The organism is Stenotrophomonas sp. 115C5, assembly GCF_056861055.1.
Genome location: NZ_JBSPUQ010000002.1, coordinates 109,261 through 124,487 on the forward strand (window position 1 = coordinate 109,261; position 15,227 = coordinate 124,487).

A 15,227-nucleotide genomic window follows, 5' to 3' on the forward strand; every position below is an offset into this window, starting at 1 on the left:
CGCACCCTCGACAAGGAGATGTTCCGATGCGCCGCACCCTGATGATCGCCACGGCCACCGCACTGCTGGCCCTGGCCTCCACCGCTTCTGCCCGCGATACCCGCGTGGAGCAGTCCCTGCAGGAACTGGTCAGTTCGCAGGCTGCCAAGGACGCCGGCATCGACGGCAGCGTCCGCTTCTACCTGGCCGGCCAGCCGGTGAGCGTGCAGCAGCGCCTGGGCGAAGACGTGACCAACAAGAAGACCAACGCCGCCAACAAGAGCGATGCCGAGGCCTGCCGCTGGGTCGCACTGTCGGCGCTGCGCGCGCTGCAGGACGGCGCCAAGTCGCGCGGCGCCAACGCCGTGGTCGACATCGTCAGCTACTACAAGAAGAACGAGTTCAAGAGCAGCACTAACTACGAATGCTACGCCGGTGCGATCCTCGCCGGCGTCGCGCTGAAGGGTACCTACGCCAAGGTCAAGTAAGCGCCTGCGTGGTGGCGGCCGTGGCTGAACGCCGCCGCCACATTGCTGAACCCCGCCGGGGAAACGCCGTCGATCACGCCGTCATCGTCGGCTGACGGCTTTCCCCGGTGTCGGCTTTCCGACACAATCATGGCTCTTCCCGGGTTATCGTCCCGCGGACATGCACGCCTACGTCTATAAAAGCCAACTCAAGCCGGACACCTACGTCTACGTTCCCCGTCGCGATGATTTCAGCGCGCTGCCTGCGCCGCTGCTCACCTCGCTGGGGACGCTCGCCTTCGTCCTGGACGTGGCCCTGGATGCCCAGCGCCGCCTGGCCCAGGCCGATCCGGAAAAGGTCCGCAGCGAAATGAGCGAGCGCGGGTTCTACCTGCAGGTGCCGCCGTCGGTGGCCAGCCTGATGCCGCGCCACTATGACTGACACGTCCCGTCCGCGCGCCCTGTCGATCGCCTTCGCCGTGGGCGCCGTGCTGGCGCTGGGCGCCGCCGTGGGCGGCGTTCCAGGTGCCATCCTTGCTGCACTGGCGCAGCCGGCGTTCGCGCTGGCGGTGTCGTGGTGGCGGCGCAGCCGCGCGCTGCTGCCGCTGAACGTGGTCGCGCGCCAGGACCTGCCGGCGCTGCTGGCGTTGTGGACGGCAGCGCCGTTGTTGCTGGCGCTGCTGCTGGCCTGGCCGCTGGCCGCACTGCGTGACAGCGGCAGCCTTGCGGCGGTGCTGGGCCTGAGCGTGCTGGTCAGTGCCGGCCTGCTGGCGGCCTGGCGCACCTGGCCGCTGTGGAACGATGTCGAACGCCTCGATGGCAGCCTGGCCCAGCACTGGCAGGCGCTGGCCGGGCGCGACCTGACCGCCTGGCGTGGCCTCGGCGTGGCCGCGCTGGTGATCGCGCTGGCCGCGCTGGTGGTGCTGCCGGCCTGGCCGGGCCTGCTGCCGGAAAGCGCACGCTGGCCCGCCGCACTGGCGGTGATGCTGCTGTCTCCAGTGCTGCACCTGCTGCTGCAGCGGGTCGCGCCGGCACCGCTGGTGTCGCTGCGCGCGAGCCCGTTGGCCACCGCCAGCAACGAGCACGAACCGATGTTCGCCGCCGCGGCCGAAACCGCGCCGCTGGAGGCGATGGCACCGCAGGAACTGACCCCGGCACTGTATGAAGCCGCCCGCCATGGCCGCATCGACCGGGGCCTGCAGCTGCTGCAGGCCGGTGCCGATCCGTATGCGCTGCCGGACCCGAACTGGCGCGACCAGCGCAGCCTGGCGGTGCTGGCGGCAGTGCTGCCGGACCTGCGCCTGCTGCGCGAACTGATCGCCCGCGGCGTCGATGTGAATGCGCCGCACCGGGGCATGACCCCGCTGCTGGCCGCCACCCGCGACAGCTGGCACGGCCGCCCCGAAGCGGTGATGACCCTGCTCGCCAACGGCGCCGACTCGCGTGCCATCGACAGCGATGGCAATACCCCGCTGCACCATGCCGCGCGCAGTTCAGACCCGGGCGTGGCCGCGCTGCTGCGCGATGCCGCCGCCGAAGTCGATGCGTTGAACAACGAGGGCTGGTCGCCGCTGGCGGTGGCCTGCCAGGTCGGCAACTGGCGCCTGGCCCGCTTCCTGCTCGAACGCGGTGCGCGCAGCGAACCGGCCGAGGGCACGCCGGTGCTGCTGGCCGCCGCTGCCACCGAAGATGACGATCCGGCCGGGGTGCAGCTGCTGCTCAAGCACAAGGCGCGCGCCGACGCCCGCGATCGCCAGCGCCGCAGTGCATTGCATGAGGCGGCGCTGGCCGGCCACGTGGAGATCATCGGCGTGCTGCTCGGCGCCGGTGCCAATCTGGAAGCGCGCGATGCGCTGGGCCGTACGCCATGGCTGGAAGCGGCCCGTGCCGGTCGTGCCGCCGTGGTCGAGCATCTGCTGCCGCACAAGCCGGACCTGGTCGCGGTGGACGGCGAAGGCCGCAACGCGGTGCAGCTGGCGGCGATGGCAGAGGATGTCTCACCGCTGCTGATCAAGCGCCTGGTCGAGCTGGGCATCGCCGCCGATGCCGCCGATCCGGTCGGTCGCCGTGCGGTGGACTACGCTGCCGAAGCCGGCCGCTGGGCGATCGTGGCCCTGCTGGACCCGTCCTATCCGTTGCCGGCCGCCGTCAGTGATGGCCTGGCCGAGCGCGGCGAAGCCGCCAGCGCCAGTGGCCTGCTGCCGGACCGTCCGCCGTTGACCCTGCTGCGCGAAGCGCTGGGCTTCGGCAACACCGAAGGCATGGGCGCCCTGGCCAAGCTGTGCCAGCCGGAAGAACTGGGTGGCCTGCTGCTCGATCCGGAACTGGCGCTGGAGCCGCGTGCGGTCGATTGGCTGCTGGCCCACGGTGCCGATCCCTACGTGCGTGACGCCTGTTCCGACACGCCGATGTTCGCGCTGTTGTCGCGCGGCATCGACGCGGTGCCGGCGCTGCAGGTCATGCTGCAGCGTGGCCTGTCGCCGGCTGGCCGGGGCGGGCTGGCGCGCTTCCTCGCCGCGTGTGCGCAGCACGACCAGGCCGCCCGTGGCCTGGAACAGCTGGCACTGGAACTGCTGGAACGTGGCGCCGATCCGTTCGCCGCCTCGCCGGCCGGTGATCCGCCGCTGTCGCTGGCGGTGCGCCTGGGCTGGCTGCGCCTGCAGCAGGCCCTTCTCAAGGCCGGTGTCGATCGCGAAGCGCGCGACAGCCATGGCATGACCGCATTGCATCTGGCCACCGCATTGGCCCGCGAAGGCGCGCTGAAGCTGCTGGTGCAGCACGGTGCCTCGCCGGAAGCCCGTGCCGCCGACGGCCAGACGCCGCTGGGCGTGGCGCTGTCGATTGGTCGCCGCGATCTGGCCGACTGGCTGGACTGGCGGGTGTGGCCGTTGCCGCGCCGCACCCTGCGCGAGGCCGATCTGCCGGCTGCTGCGATGGCCGGTGATGTCGATGCAGTGCGCCGCCTGATCGATCTGGGCTTCGCCGTCGATGCGGTCGATGCGCAGGGCTGCACCGCGCTGCTGCGCGCCGCCGGTGGTGGCCATCTGGCGGTGACCGACCTGCTGCTGGCGCGCGGTGCCGATCCGCAGCACGCGGCGGCCAGTGGTGCTACGCCGCTGTCGGCGGCGGTCAGCATGCGCCAGGTGGATATCGTCTCGGCCCTGCTCGACGCCGGCGCCAAGCTGGAACACCGCCTGCCGGGCGGCGTGACCGTGCTGATGCTGGCCTCGGCGCTGGGCCTGCCGGACATCGTCGCGCGCCTGCTCACCGCCGGTGCCGACGTGCATGCCGGTGATGCGCAACAGCTGGGCCCGCTGCACTGTGCCGCGCTGTACGGTTTCAGTGCTCGCGACCGCTCGCGCCTGCTGGCCCTGCTCGACACCCTGCTGCTGGCCGGTGCCGAACCGGACCAGGCCGCCGCCGGTTCGGTCACGCCGCTGCTGCTGCTGCTGGGTGCGCGTGCCGAGCCGGGTACCGCCTGCGACGAGCAGGTGGTGATGGCGGCGGTGGAACGCCTGCTGGACGAAGACGTCAGCCTGGACGTGCGCGACCCGCGCGGCTTCGGTCCGTTGCACCTGGCTGCGCTGCATGGCCTGCCGTTGCTGGTGCAGCGCCTGCTGCGCGCAGGTGCCGATCCGGAAGTACGCGACAGCCTCAACCGCAGCCCGCGCGAGATCGCGGTGATGCGCGGCTTCATCGACGTGGCCGGTGAGTTCGAACCGCGCGTGCCGGGCGTTTCGTCGATGGCGCGGTTCCTGCGCGACAACGGCTGATTCCTGGAAAAGGGTAGTGCCGGCCGCTGGCCGGCAACCCTACGAAACCTCCGGGATCCCGAGGCTGCCGGCCAGCGGCCGGCACTATGCAATCTGTGGTGGGTGCCGACCGTTGGTCGGCCCCCTACTTGCCGTCGCTTTCCGCGTCGGCCTCGAACAGATGCATCAGGTCGTTGCGTGCGTCGCGCGAGGTCTGGATCACCGCCGCCTCGTCGTCGTACACCAGATACTGGTCGCGCAGCAGCTGTTCGTCGTGCTCGCGGAAGCGCTGCACATGGCGTTCGGCAACGTCCGGTGCCACGCCCAGCGCGGTCAGCACGCGGCCGCTCATCTCCAGGCTGGTGCCGAACACTTCGCGGAACGGCTCGGCCGACATGTCCATCAGGCGCCACGCATGCTGGCGGTTGCGTGCACGCGCCAGCACCTTCGCGTCCGGGTACAGCCGGCGCACCATGCGCACCGCGCGCAGGTTGGTCTCCGGGTCGTCCACGGTGATCACGAACACATCGATGTGCTCGCCGCCCGCCGCGCGCAGCATCTCCGGCCGGGTCGGGTCGCCGTAGTACAGCTGGTTGCCGAAGCGGCGCAGGTCGGCCACGGTGTCCGGGTTCGCTTCCAGCGCCACGAACGGCACCTTCTGCGCGGTCAGCAGGCGCGCGATCACCTGGCCGAAACGGCCCATGCCGGCGATCAGCACCTTCGGCCGATTGTCCGGCGCCACCTTGTCGGCCTCGGCGGCCTGGCGCGGTGCGGCCTTCTCCTGACCGAGCAGCTTGAGCAGCGCGATCATCAGCAGCGGCGTGATCGCCATCGACAGGCCGACGATCGCCACCAGCCGGTCGTGGTTGGCGTTGCCCAGCAGGTGCGCGCGCTGTGCTTCATTGAACACCACGAAGGCGAACTCGCCGCCCAGCCACAGTACGCTGCCCAGCAGCAGCGACTGTCGCGGACTGAGTTTGGCGATACGCCCGATCACGTAGAGCAGGCTGAACTTGACCACCAGCAGGATCGCCACGCCGGCAGCGATCAGCCACGGCTCGGCGGCGATGCGGTCCAGATCGATGCCCATCCCCACCGCGATGAAGAACAGGCCCAGCAACAGCCCCTTGAACGGCTCGATCTGCGCTTCCAGTTCGTGCCGGAACTCCGAATCGGACAGCAGTACGCCGGCCAGGAACGCGCCCAGGCTGGGGCTGAGGCCGGCTTCCTGCATGAACCAGGCGGTGCCCAGCACCACCAGCAGTGCGGTGGCGGTGAATACTTCCGGGCTGCGGGTGCGCGCGATGATGCTGAACACCTTGCGCAGCACCGGTCGCCCGCACAGGATCACCACGGCCAGCGCACCGAGGGCCACGGCGGCGTCTTCCCAGCGCAGGGTCTCGTTCTTCACCCCGCCCAGCAGCGGGATGGCCGCCAGCAGCGGAATCGCGATCAGGTCCTGGAACAGCAGGATGGCGAACCCGAGCCGGCCATGGTCGCTGTTGATCGCCTTGTGCTCGGACAGCAGCTGCAGGCCCACCGCGGTGGATGACAACGCCAGCGCCACGCCCACCACCAGCGCGCTTTTCCATTGGAAATGGTCAAGCAGCAGCAGGCCGCCCAGCACCAGCCCGGACAGCGCCACCTGTGCGGCGCCGGCGCCGAACACCGAGCGCCGCATCACCTTCAGGCGTGCCGGCGACAGCTCCAGGCCGATCACGAACAGCAGCATCACCACGCCGATCTCGGCGGCACCGAGGATGCGGTCGGCGTCCTGCACGAAGCCCAGCCCGTCCGGGCCCAGCACCACACCGGCCGCCAGGTAGCCCAGCACCGCGCCGAAGCCGAACTTCTTGAACACCGGCACGGCGATGACCGCCGCCAGCAGCAGCACCAGGGCCAGTTCCAGACCACCGCTATGCATGGGAATACCTGGTCATCGGGGGAGCCCGCTGTGCGTCCGTTCGGGTGGAGAAAGCGTGGCGAACACCACCGCGCCATTATGCGCGCCGGTCTGTGTACGCACGAGAACAACCTGCGGGGCAGGGTGCTGCCGCGGCGGGACCGGGTTGACCTGCATGGCCCACGGGTCCAGACTGCCCGCCGCTGGCGGCGCGTCCGCCCGCACACGCATCCCGGAGTCCCCAACCCATGTCCAGCGACAGTAGAAGTCGACCTCGTTCGACGCCAGCGATGGCCACCGCCTGACATCGGGACGGTTTGCCTGCGTTGGCGTTGCGCGAGGTCGCACCCCCACAAGGCAAACCCGATGAACCAGAAGCAATTGCTGCGCCCGGTGGCCGATGCCGCCGCACTGGCCGCGCCATTGGCGAACTACAACACCGCCGATGCGGTGGAATTCCTCAACACGCTGGAACTGACCCGCGCTGCGGAAACGCTGGCCGCGCTGCCGTTGCCGCGTGCGGTGAAGATGCTGGAGGCACCGGAACTGCACCGCAGCGGCGAACTGGTGGCCGCGCTGCCGCCGGCACGCGCCGCCGCCCTGCTGGGTCTGATGGCCGATGACCGTGCCACCGACATCGTCCACGAGCTGGACGAGGAAGAACGCGCGCGGCTGATCCCGCTGCTGGGCACCGACGCCCGCCAGGCCATCCAGAAGCTGCTCAGCTACCCGCCGAACACCGCTGGCGCGCTGATGACCACCGAGTACGTGGCGGTACCCGCCAGCTGGACCGTGGCGCAGACCCTGCAGCACATCCGCCAGGTCGAGCGCACCCGCGAGACGGTATACGCGATCTACGTGCTGGACCCGGCCAGCCAGCAGCTGCAGCAGGTGGTGACCATGCGCCGGCTGATCACCGGCCTGCCCGAGGAATCGATCCTGGACGTGGCCCAGGTCAATCCGCCGGTGACGGTGGATGCGCTGATGGACCAGGAAGAAGTGGCGCGGCTGATCCGCCGCCACGACCTGCTGGCGATTCCGGTGGTCGACGACCAGCAGCAGATGCTGGGCATCGTCACCGTGGACGACGTGCTCGATGCGCTGATCGAGGAATCCACCGAGGACGCGCACAAGTTCGGCGGCATGGAAGCGCTGGACAAGCCCTACATGCAGATCGGCTTCTTCGAGATGCTGCGCAAGCGCGCCGGCTGGCTGAGCGTGCTGTTCCTGGGCGAGATGCTGACCGCCAGCGCGATGCAGCACTACGAGGACGAACTGGCGCGCGCGGTGGTGCTGACCCTGTTCATTCCGCTGATCATGAGTTCCGGCGGCAACTCCGGCTCGCAGGCCACCTCGCTGCTGATCCGCAGCCTGGCGCTGCGTGAACTGCGCCTGCGCGACTGGTGGAAGGTGGCCATCCGCGAGATTCCGACCGGCATGGTGCTGGGTGCCATCCTCGGCTGCCTGGCGATCGTGCGCATCGTGATCTGGCAGCTGGGCGGCCTGCATGACTACGGCGAGCACTGGATCCTGCTGGCGATCACCATCGGCGCCGCGCTGGTCGGCATCGTCACCTTCGGTTCGCTGTCCGGCTCGATGCTGCCCTTCATCCTGAAGCGGTTCGGCTTCGACCCGGCCAGCGCCTCGGCCCCGTTCGTGGCCACCCTGGTGGATGTCACCGGCCTGGTGATCTATTTCAGCATCGCCGCGATGATCCTGCACGGCACGCTGCTGTAACAAAAAAGGGGACGGAGGGGATTAAGTCGTTTGTGCCACAAACGACTTAATCCCCTCCGTCCCCTTTTTTGGGTACCGTAGGCGCATGAGTACCTACCACCTGCAGTCTGTGTTCCGTCCGCAGTCGGTCGCGGTGATCGGCGGCAGTCCGCGTGAGCGTTCGGCCGGCCGTGCGGTGATGCGCAATCTGCGCGGCACCGGCTTCCCCGGCAAGGTGGCGTGGATCAACCCGCGGCATGCCGAGATCGATGGCATCCGCACGATCAAGCGGCTGAAGGACCTGGACTGGGTGCCCGACCTGGTGGTGATCACCGCACCGGCGGCGATCGTGCCGCAGGTGGTGCGTACCGCCGCCGAGCGCGGCGTGCAGGCGGCGATCATCCTCACTGCGCACCTGGGCGAAGGCCCGGGTTCGTTGTCCGCACAGGTAGAGGCGGTGGCGCGCAAGCATGGCCTGCGCATCCTCGGGCCGCACTGCCTGGGCGTGATCGCGCCGCACGCGCGACTCAATGCCAGTATCGCCGCACATTTCCCGCAGGCAGGCGACCTCGCCCTGATTTCCGAATCCTCGGCGATCGCCGCCGCGCTGGTGGAGTGGGGCGTAGCGCGCTCGGTCGGCTTCTCCGCGGTGGTCTCGCTGGGCGACACGATGGACGTCGACTTCGGCGATCTGCTCGACTACTTCGCCACCGACTACCGCACCCGCGCCATCCTGCTCTATGTCGAGCAGATCAAGGACGCGCGCAAGTTCATGTCGGCCGCGCGTGCCGCCGCCCGCGCCAAGCCGGTGGTGGTGGTGAAGTCCGGCCGCGCCGAACGCGTGCAGCCGGGCAGTCGTGATACCCATGTGCAGGCACTGGCCCGCGCCGACGACGTGTACGGTGCAGCCTTCAACCGCGCCGGCCTGCTGCGCGTCAGCGCGCTGGACGAACTGTTCACTGCTGCGGAGTCGCTGGGGCGGCTGGGTACATTCCCTGGTCGTCGGCTGGCGATTCTCAGCAATGGTGGCGGTGTCGGCCGACTGGCTGTTGATCAGCTGATCGCACTGCGTGGCACGCTCGCCACTCTGTCCGACAGCACGATTGAAAAGCTCGATTCGGTGCTGCCGCAGGGCTGGTCGCGCAGCAATCCGGTCGACATCGTGGTGGACGCCGATGGTGACCGCTATGCCGCGGCCATCGAAGCGCTGCTGGCCGACAACGAGAACGACGCGGTGATGGTGGTCAACGTGCCCACCGCGTTCACCTCGTCCGCAGACGCTGCGCAGGCGCTGACCCGCACGCTCGGCCTGCGCCCGCGCCATCATCGCGACAAGCCGGTGTTCGCGGTGTGGCTGGGCAACGATGACCAGGCCACCGCCACGCTCAACGCGGCGCGGGTGCCGACCTATCCGACCGAGGCGGAGGCCGTACGTGGCTTCCAGCATCTGGTGCGTTACCGCGAAGCGCAGAACGCCCTGATGGAAACGCCACCCAGCCTGCCGCAGGACTTCAACGTTGACGCGGCGGCCGCGCGTGCCCTGGTTGATGCAGCGCTGGCCAACGGCCAGCAGTGGCTGGACCCGCTGGCCACGCATGAACTGCTCAAGGCCTATGGCATTCCGTCCGCGCCGGTGATGCACGCGCGCGATGCGCACGAGGCGATGGACCTGGCGCAGCCGCTGCTGGAGCGCGGTGCCACGGTCGCACTGAAGATTCTATCGCCCGATATTCCGCACAAGTCGGAAGTGGATGGCGTGCGCCTCAACCTGTCCACGCTGCCGGCGGTGCAGAGCGCGGCCAACGCGATCCTGTCGCGTGCGCGCCAGCTGCGGCCGGATGCGCGCATCGATGGCCTACTGGTGCAGCCGACCATCGTGCGCCCGAAGGCGCGTGAACTGATTGTCGGCATCGCCGATGACGCGACGTTCGGCCCGGTGATCGTGGTCGGCCGTGGCGGTACCGCAGTTGAAGTGATCAATGACAAGGCACTGGCATTGCCGCCGCTGGATCTGCGCCTCGCCCACGAGCTGATTGGCCAGACCCGCGCCTCGCGCATCCTCAAGGCCTACGGTGATGTGCCTGCCGCTGACGAGCGCGCACTGGCATTGGCGCTGGTCAAGCTGGCACAGCTGGCCGCGGACATTCCCGAAGTGCGCACGCTGGACATCAATCCGTTGCTGGTCGACGGCAAGGGCATCCTCGCGCTCGACGCACGTGTGGCTGTGGCGCCGTCGCGCATTCTGCACAAGGGCCGCGGTCATCCGCGCTTCTCGGTGTTCCCGTACCCGAAGGAGTGGGAGCGCACCATCGAACTGTCCGATGGCGGCCGCGCCTTCGTGCGTCCGGTGCGTCCGGAAGACGATGCGCTGTTCCGCGCATTCTTCGCCCGTGTCAGCGACGAGGACCTGCGCCTGCGCTTCTTCCAGTCGGTGAAGCATTTCAGCCACGAGTTCATCGCGCGCCTGACCCAGCTCGACTACGCACGCTCGATTGCACTGGTGGCGATCGAGCCACGCAGCGGCGAAATGCTGGGCGCGGTGCGCCTGCACGCCGATGCCGATTACCACCGTGGCGAGTACGGCATCCTGATCCGCTCGGATCTGAAGGGGCACGGCATCGGCTGGCGGCTGATGGCGATCATGATCGAGTACGCCAAGTGGCTGGGCCTGGATGTGGTCGAAGGCCAGGTGCTGCGCGAGAACAGCACCATGCTGGCGATGTGCCAGAGCCTGGGCTTCAAGACCAAGCTGGACCCGGACGACCCGACGGTGATGATGGTGACCCTGCCGGTGCAGCAGGTCGAAGTGCCTGAGACCCCTCTGTAGAGCCGAGCCCACGCTCGGCTGCCTTGCATCTCACGGGCGCGCCTGAGCCGAGCATCGGCTCGGCACTGCAACGTCAGCGCACCGGCTCCACCACCACTGCCGTTCCATAGCACAGCACCTCGGTCAGCCCGGTCATCACATCGGTAGCGTCATAGCGCATGCCGATGATCGCGTTGGCGCCCAGCTGCCGCGCGTGCTTGACCATGTCGCGGTAGGTTTCCTCGCGGGCCTGTTCGCACAGCTCCGTGTAGATGGTGATGTTGCCACCGAACAGGGTCTGGATGCCGCCCAGGAAATTGCCGACGATCGAGCGCGAGCGCACGGTGATGCCGCGCACCACGCCCAGGTTGCGCACGACCCGGTGGCCGGGAAGCTCGAAGGCCGTGGTGACCAGTGAATCGTCGAAGCGTGCCAGCGAGGTCGTCGGGTTGCCGCTGTTGTAGGGGTCTGCCATGGCCGCGTCCGTGTCGTAGGGTCTTCTGTAGAGTCGAGCCATGCTCGACGGGCTGTGGAGCAGTCGAGCATGGCTCGACTATAAAGCGCAAAAGCCCGTTCGCCCGTTGCGGCATGGTTCCGTCACCGCACCGGCGCGACAATACCCGCATGACCGAACGTATTCCCCTGTTGCTGCTGCCCGGCCTGCTCAACGACGCCGAGCTGTGGCGCGCGCAGTTGGCCGATCTGGCCGACATTGCCGATTGCACCGTAGGCGACCAGACCCGTGGCGAGACCCTGCAGGCCGTGGCCGAGGATGTGCTGGCGCAGGCGCCGGAGCGCTTCGCCCTGGCCGGTTTCTCGTTGGGTGGCTTCGTCGCCCAGCAGATCCTGCGCATCGCCCCGGAGCGCGTACTGCAGCTGGCGCTGGTTGACACCTCGATCCACGCCGACTCACCGGAGCGCGCCGAGCAGCGCCGCAGCCAGCGCGCCAGCGTGCGCCTGCCGGGCAGGTTCCGCGGGTTCGGCGATACGCTGATGCGCAGCTACATCGATGCCTCGCGGCTGGACGACTACGTGCTGGTGCAGCGCGTGCGCGACATGACCGCCCGCCTGGGTTCGGAGGTGTTCCTGCGCCAGAGCGCGCTGGAACGCCGCGACGGCCATGACGTGCTGGCCGGCTACCGTGATCCGCTGTTGATCATCTGTGGCGCCAATGATCGCATCACGCCGCTGGCAGTGAGCGAGGAAATGCACGCCCTGGTGCCGCACTCGCAGCTGGTGGTGGTGCCCGATTGCGGGCACCTTGCCCCGATGGAAAAGCCGGACGAGGTCAGTGCGGCGATGCGAGGCTGGTTGTTGCAGGCCTGATGGATCCGCCGGGCATGGCCCGGCGCTACCCACGCGTATCCGGGCCCGCCCGGCCCGGCCCGGCGGCCCGACATCAAGGCCCCCCGGGGGCGGGCCGGGGCCCACCCCCGCGTTCCGGGTCGGCGGGGGCCCCGCCCCGGCGGCCGCTCTTCAATCCCAGGCCGGCGCAATACCTTCCGGGTTGGCCAGGCGGTGCCCACGATCCAGCTTGGCGATCTGCGCCATGTCCTCGTCGGTCAGCCGGATCGCGGCCGCGTCCAGGTTGCTGGCCAGGTTCTCGCGCTTGGTCGAGGACGGAATGACCGAGAAGCCCTGCTGCAGTGCCCAGGCCAGTGCGATCTGCGCGGGCGTGGCCTGGTGGCGGCCGGCAATGGCCTGGATCACCGGGTCCTTGATCACCTCGCCATAGGCCAGGCTCATGTAGGCGGTGGTGTGGATGCCGTTGTCCTGCAGGAACTTCACCAGCAGGCGGTTCTGCAGGTACGGATGGATCTCGATCTGGTTGGTGGCGATCGCATCGGCGCCGAGGATCTCGATCGCCTTGCGGGTCTGGGCGATGGTGAAGTTGGAGATGCCGATCGCCCTGGTCAGCCCCTGCGCCTTGGCTTCGGCCAGCGCCGGCAGGTACTCCTCCATCGGCACATCGACCTTGTCGTTCGGCGAGGGCCAATGGATCAGCGCCAGGTCGACGCGATCGGTGCGCAGCTTTTCCAGGCTGGTACGCAGGCTGGCCAGCAGCGCATCATGCTTGAACTCGGAGATCCACACCTTGGTGGTGAGGTACAGGTCATCACGCGGCACGCCGGACTCGGCGATGGCCTGGCCGACTTCGGCTTCGTTGCCATAGATCTGCGCGGTATCAACGGCGCGGTAGCCGACGTCCAGTGCATTGCGCACCGAGTCGATCACGGTCTGGTCCTTCAGGCGGAAGGTACCAAGGCCAAAAGCGGGAACAGTCATGGGAAGCTCCAAGGGGGAGGGAGTCGCAAAGGAAAGAGGGTAGGGCAGGTGCCGTATGCATGCCGGCAACGCTGCATTGCATGAATCAATGCGCGGCCACGGCGATGCCATCGGCGCGATCATCGATGCCATCACGACGGTCCAGGCGGCCGCTGAGCACGGTCAATGCATACGCGCCTACCACCACCAGTGCGCCCAGCCACGGCGTGTGCATCAGGCCGATGTTCTCCACCACCAGCCCGCCGAGCGAGGCGCCCAGCGCGATGCCGATGTTGAAGGCGGCGATGTTCAGCCCCGAGGCCACGTCAGTGGCCTGCGGCGCATAGCGCTGCGCCTGCTTGACCACATACACCTGCAGGCCGGGTACGTTGCCGAAGGCCACCGCACCCAGTGCCAGCACCGTCAGCAGCATCAGCCAGGTGGTGTAGGCGGTGAAGGTGAGCATGAACAGCACGACGGCCAGCAGGGCGAAGATGCGCTTCAGCGCGGGCACCGGCCCCATGCGGTCGGCCATGCGCCCGCCCCACAGGTTGCCGATCGCGACCGACACGCCGTACACAAGCAGCACCAGGCTGACCGCATTGGCGGAGAAACCGGTGACGTCCTGCAGGATCGGCGCCAGATAGGTGAAGGCCAGGAAGGTGCCGCCGTAGCCAAGTGCGGTCATCGCATAGACCAGCAGCAGGCGGGGTTGGGCCAGCACAGCCAGCTGCTGGCGGAAACTGGCGGGCGCACTCTGCGGCACGCTGCGCGGCACGAACAGCAGCGCGCCGAGCAGAGCGATCACGCCGAGGCCGGCTACCGCCAGGAAGGTGGCACGCCAGCCCAGGTGCTGGCCGATGAAAGTGCCCAGCGGCACACCGGTCACCAGCGCCACGGTCAGGCCGGTGAACATGATGGCGATGGCACTGGCTGCCTTCTCCTTCGGCACCACCGCGGTGGCGATGATCGAACCGATCGAGAAGAACACGCCGTGGGCCAAGCCGGTGAGGATGCGGGCGATGATCAGCGAGGTATAGCCCGGCGCCAGGAAGGCGATGACGTTGCCAAGCGTGAACAGCACCATCAGCGCCACCAGCAGGGTCTTGCGCGGCACGCGGCCGGTGAGCGCGGTCAGCACCGGCGCACCGATGGCCACCCCGAGGGCATACAGCGAGACCAGCAGGCCTGCGGAGGGCAGGCTGACCTGCAGATCGGCGGCAATGGTGGGAATCAGGCCGACGATGACGAACTCGGTGGTGCCGATGGCGAAGGCACCGAGGGTCAACGCCAGCAGGGCGAGGGGGATGCCACGGATCATGGCCGGCTCCGGAGGGAAGGAAGGCGCGCAGTGTGCGCGGCGCACCTTTGCCGAAAAACCAGTCTTCACGCCAATCACTATTGCCGCTCAGTCAATAATGGCGGCATGAAGACCACTCTCGACGAAATGCAGGCCTTCCTCGCGGTGATCGACAGCGGGTCGATCAGTGCAGCTGCCGAGCAGCTGGGGCAGACGCCCTCGGGCGTGAGCCGTGCGCTGGGGCGGCTGGAGGACAAGCTGGGGATCACCCTGCTGACCCGCACCACCCGCCGCCTGCACCTGACTGCCGAGGGCGAGGCGTTCCTGCGCCATGCACGGGCGATCATCGATGCGGTGGAATCGGCCGAGGAACAGATGGCGGCGCGCCGCGAGCGCCCGGCAGGGCGCCTGCGCGTGGATGCGGCGATGCCGTTCGTGCTGCACGTGATCGCGCCGCTGGTGAGCGGCTATCGTGCGCGCTACCCGGAAGTGCAGCTGGAGTTGAACAGCTCCGACCGCTACATCGACCTACTCGAGCGGCGCACCGATCTGGCGATCCGGATCGGGCCACTGGCCGACTCCACGTTGCATGCGCGGCCGCTGGGGCGGTGCCAGCTGCGGCTGGTGGCCAGCCCGGCCTACCTGGCTGCACACGGCGAACCGGCCAGCGTCGCCGCGCTGGGCCAGCACACGCTGCTCAGCTTCAACGAGCCGGAGTCACTCAACCGCTGGCCGTTGCCGGGCGATTCCGATGGCCTGCTGCGGGTGCATCCGGATATCGCGGTGTCCAGCGGCGAAACACTACGCCGCCTGGCGGTGGAAGGTGTCGGTATCACCTGCCTGTCCGACTTCGTCACCGATCGCGACCGCGCTGCTGGCACCCTGGTGCCGGTGCTGGCGGCGCAGACGCTGGATGTGTACCAGCCGATCCACGCGGTGTATTACCGCAACACGGCGGTATCGGCGCGGATCAGCTCGTTCCTGGATTACCTGGGTGAAGCAATGGCGCAGAGCGGTTACCTGCGCTGATCGGATTCGG

Annotated in this window: 11 protein-coding genes; 7 read left to right on the plus strand and 4 right to left on the minus strand. The window is 68.6% G+C overall.

Annotated elements, in window-relative coordinates; all coding sequences use genetic code 11:
* Window positions 1-26 precede the first annotated feature (26 nt).
* The 3 genes from AC13FN_RS03935 (at window position 27) to AC13FN_RS03945 (ending at window position 4,219) form a co-directional block, all read left to right on the plus strand.
* Entirely contained in the window at window positions 27-467 is a 441-nt protein-coding gene (locus AC13FN_RS03935) for a hypothetical protein (protein ID WP_010482305.1), read from the plus strand.
* Window positions 468-627: 160 nt separating this feature from the next.
* Window positions 628-888: a YcgL domain-containing protein gene (locus tag AC13FN_RS03940; RefSeq protein WP_010482302.1), complete on the plus strand. Its 261-nt coding sequence runs from the start codon at window positions 628-630 to the stop codon at window positions 886-888.
* A complete protein-coding gene (locus tag AC13FN_RS03945; RefSeq protein WP_482984546.1) occupies window positions 881-4,219 on the plus strand; it encodes an ankyrin repeat domain-containing protein in 3,339 nt (1,112 codons plus the stop codon). Before AC13FN_RS03940 ends, AC13FN_RS03945 begins: the two co-directional genes overlap by 8 nt.
* A gap of 124 nt (window positions 4,220-4,343) precedes the next feature.
* Here AC13FN_RS03945 and AC13FN_RS03950 read toward each other — a convergent pair whose 3' ends face one another.
* Window positions 4,344-6,122, minus strand: coding sequence for a monovalent cation:proton antiporter-2 (CPA2) family protein (locus AC13FN_RS03950; RefSeq protein WP_054172802.1), 1,779 nt, complete (start codon window positions 6,120-6,122; stop codon window positions 4,344-4,346).
* Between the two features lie 345 nt (window positions 6,123-6,467).
* On the opposite strand from AC13FN_RS03950, the gene mgtE reads away from it, so the two are divergent.
* Together mgtE and AC13FN_RS03960 are read left to right on the plus strand one after the other, a co-directional pair.
* A complete protein-coding gene (mgtE, locus tag AC13FN_RS03955; protein WP_049435974.1) occupies window positions 6,468-7,838 on the plus strand; it encodes a magnesium transporter in 1,371 nt (456 codons plus the stop codon).
* 85 nt (window positions 7,839-7,923) lie between these two features.
* Window positions 7,924-10,644, plus strand: a complete 2,721-nt coding sequence (locus AC13FN_RS03960) for a bifunctional acetate--CoA ligase family protein/GNAT family N-acetyltransferase (protein ID WP_197645407.1) — start codon at window positions 7,924-7,926, stop codon at window positions 10,642-10,644.
* A gap of 73 nt (window positions 10,645-10,717) precedes the next feature.
* Here AC13FN_RS03960 and AC13FN_RS03965 read toward each other — a convergent pair whose 3' ends face one another.
* Window positions 10,718-11,098, minus strand: coding sequence for a YbjQ family protein (locus AC13FN_RS03965; RefSeq protein ID WP_049426729.1), 381 nt, complete (start codon window positions 11,096-11,098; stop codon window positions 10,718-10,720).
* A gap of 149 nt (window positions 11,099-11,247) precedes the next feature.
* Here AC13FN_RS03965 and AC13FN_RS03970 point away from each other — a divergent pair, with 149 nt between their 5' ends.
* Entirely contained in the window at window positions 11,248-11,949 is a 702-nt protein-coding gene (locus tag AC13FN_RS03970) for an alpha/beta fold hydrolase (RefSeq protein WP_482984547.1), read from the plus strand.
* Window positions 11,950-12,099: 150 nt separating this feature from the next.
* On the opposite strand, the gene dkgB is transcribed toward AC13FN_RS03970, so the two are convergent.
* Window positions 12,100-12,909, minus strand: a complete 810-nt coding sequence (gene dkgB, locus AC13FN_RS03975) for a 2,5-didehydrogluconate reductase DkgB (RefSeq protein WP_482984548.1) — start codon at window positions 12,907-12,909, stop codon at window positions 12,100-12,102.
* An 85-nt stretch (window positions 12,910-12,994) separates the two neighbouring features.
* A complete protein-coding gene (locus AC13FN_RS03980) occupies window positions 12,995-14,209 on the minus strand; it encodes an MFS transporter (protein WP_482984549.1) in 1,215 nt (404 codons plus the stop codon).
* 105 nt (window positions 14,210-14,314) lie between these two features.
* Here AC13FN_RS03980 and AC13FN_RS03985 point away from each other — a divergent pair, with 105 nt between their 5' ends.
* Window positions 14,315-15,217 carry a LysR family transcriptional regulator gene (locus AC13FN_RS03985; RefSeq protein WP_043399523.1) on the plus strand — a complete coding sequence of 301 codons (903 nt, stop codon included), beginning with the start codon at window positions 14,315-14,317 and terminating at the stop codon, window positions 15,215-15,217.
* The last annotated feature ends 10 nt before the right edge of the window (window positions 15,218-15,227 follow it).

What these genes read in the sequence shown, in the direction of transcription:
- AC13FN_RS03940 (WP_010482302.1), top strand. Translation starts at nt 628, where the DNA reads ATGCACGCCTACGTCTATAAAAGCCAACTCAAGCCGGACACCTACGTC.
- dkgB (WP_482984548.1), bottom strand. Translation starts at nt 12,909, where the DNA reads ATGACTGTTCCCGCTTTTGGCCTTGGTACCTTCCGCCTGAAGGACCAG.
- AC13FN_RS03950 (WP_054172802.1), bottom strand. Translation starts at nt 6,122, where the DNA reads ATGCATAGCGGTGGTCTGGAACTGGCCCTGGTGCTGCTGCTGGCGGCG.
- AC13FN_RS03960 (WP_197645407.1), top strand. Translation starts at nt 7,924, where the DNA reads ATGAGTACCTACCACCTGCAGTCTGTGTTCCGTCCGCAGTCGGTCGCG.
- AC13FN_RS03985 (WP_043399523.1), top strand. Translation starts at nt 14,315, where the DNA reads ATGAAGACCACTCTCGACGAAATGCAGGCCTTCCTCGCGGTGATCGAC.
- mgtE (WP_049435974.1), top strand. Translation starts at nt 6,468, where the DNA reads ATGAACCAGAAGCAATTGCTGCGCCCGGTGGCCGATGCCGCCGCACTG.
- AC13FN_RS03935 (WP_010482305.1), top strand. Translation starts at nt 27, where the DNA reads ATGCGCCGCACCCTGATGATCGCCACGGCCACCGCACTGCTGGCCCTG.
- AC13FN_RS03965 (WP_049426729.1), bottom strand. Translation starts at nt 11,098, where the DNA reads ATGGCAGACCCCTACAACAGCGGCAACCCGACGACCTCGCTGGCACGC.
- AC13FN_RS03945 (WP_482984546.1), top strand. Translation starts at nt 881, where the DNA reads ATGACTGACACGTCCCGTCCGCGCGCCCTGTCGATCGCCTTCGCCGTG.
- AC13FN_RS03970 (WP_482984547.1), top strand. Translation starts at nt 11,248, where the DNA reads ATGACCGAACGTATTCCCCTGTTGCTGCTGCCCGGCCTGCTCAACGAC.
- AC13FN_RS03980 (WP_482984549.1), bottom strand. Translation starts at nt 14,209, where the DNA reads ATGATCCGTGGCATCCCCCTCGCCCTGCTGGCGTTGACCCTCGGTGCC.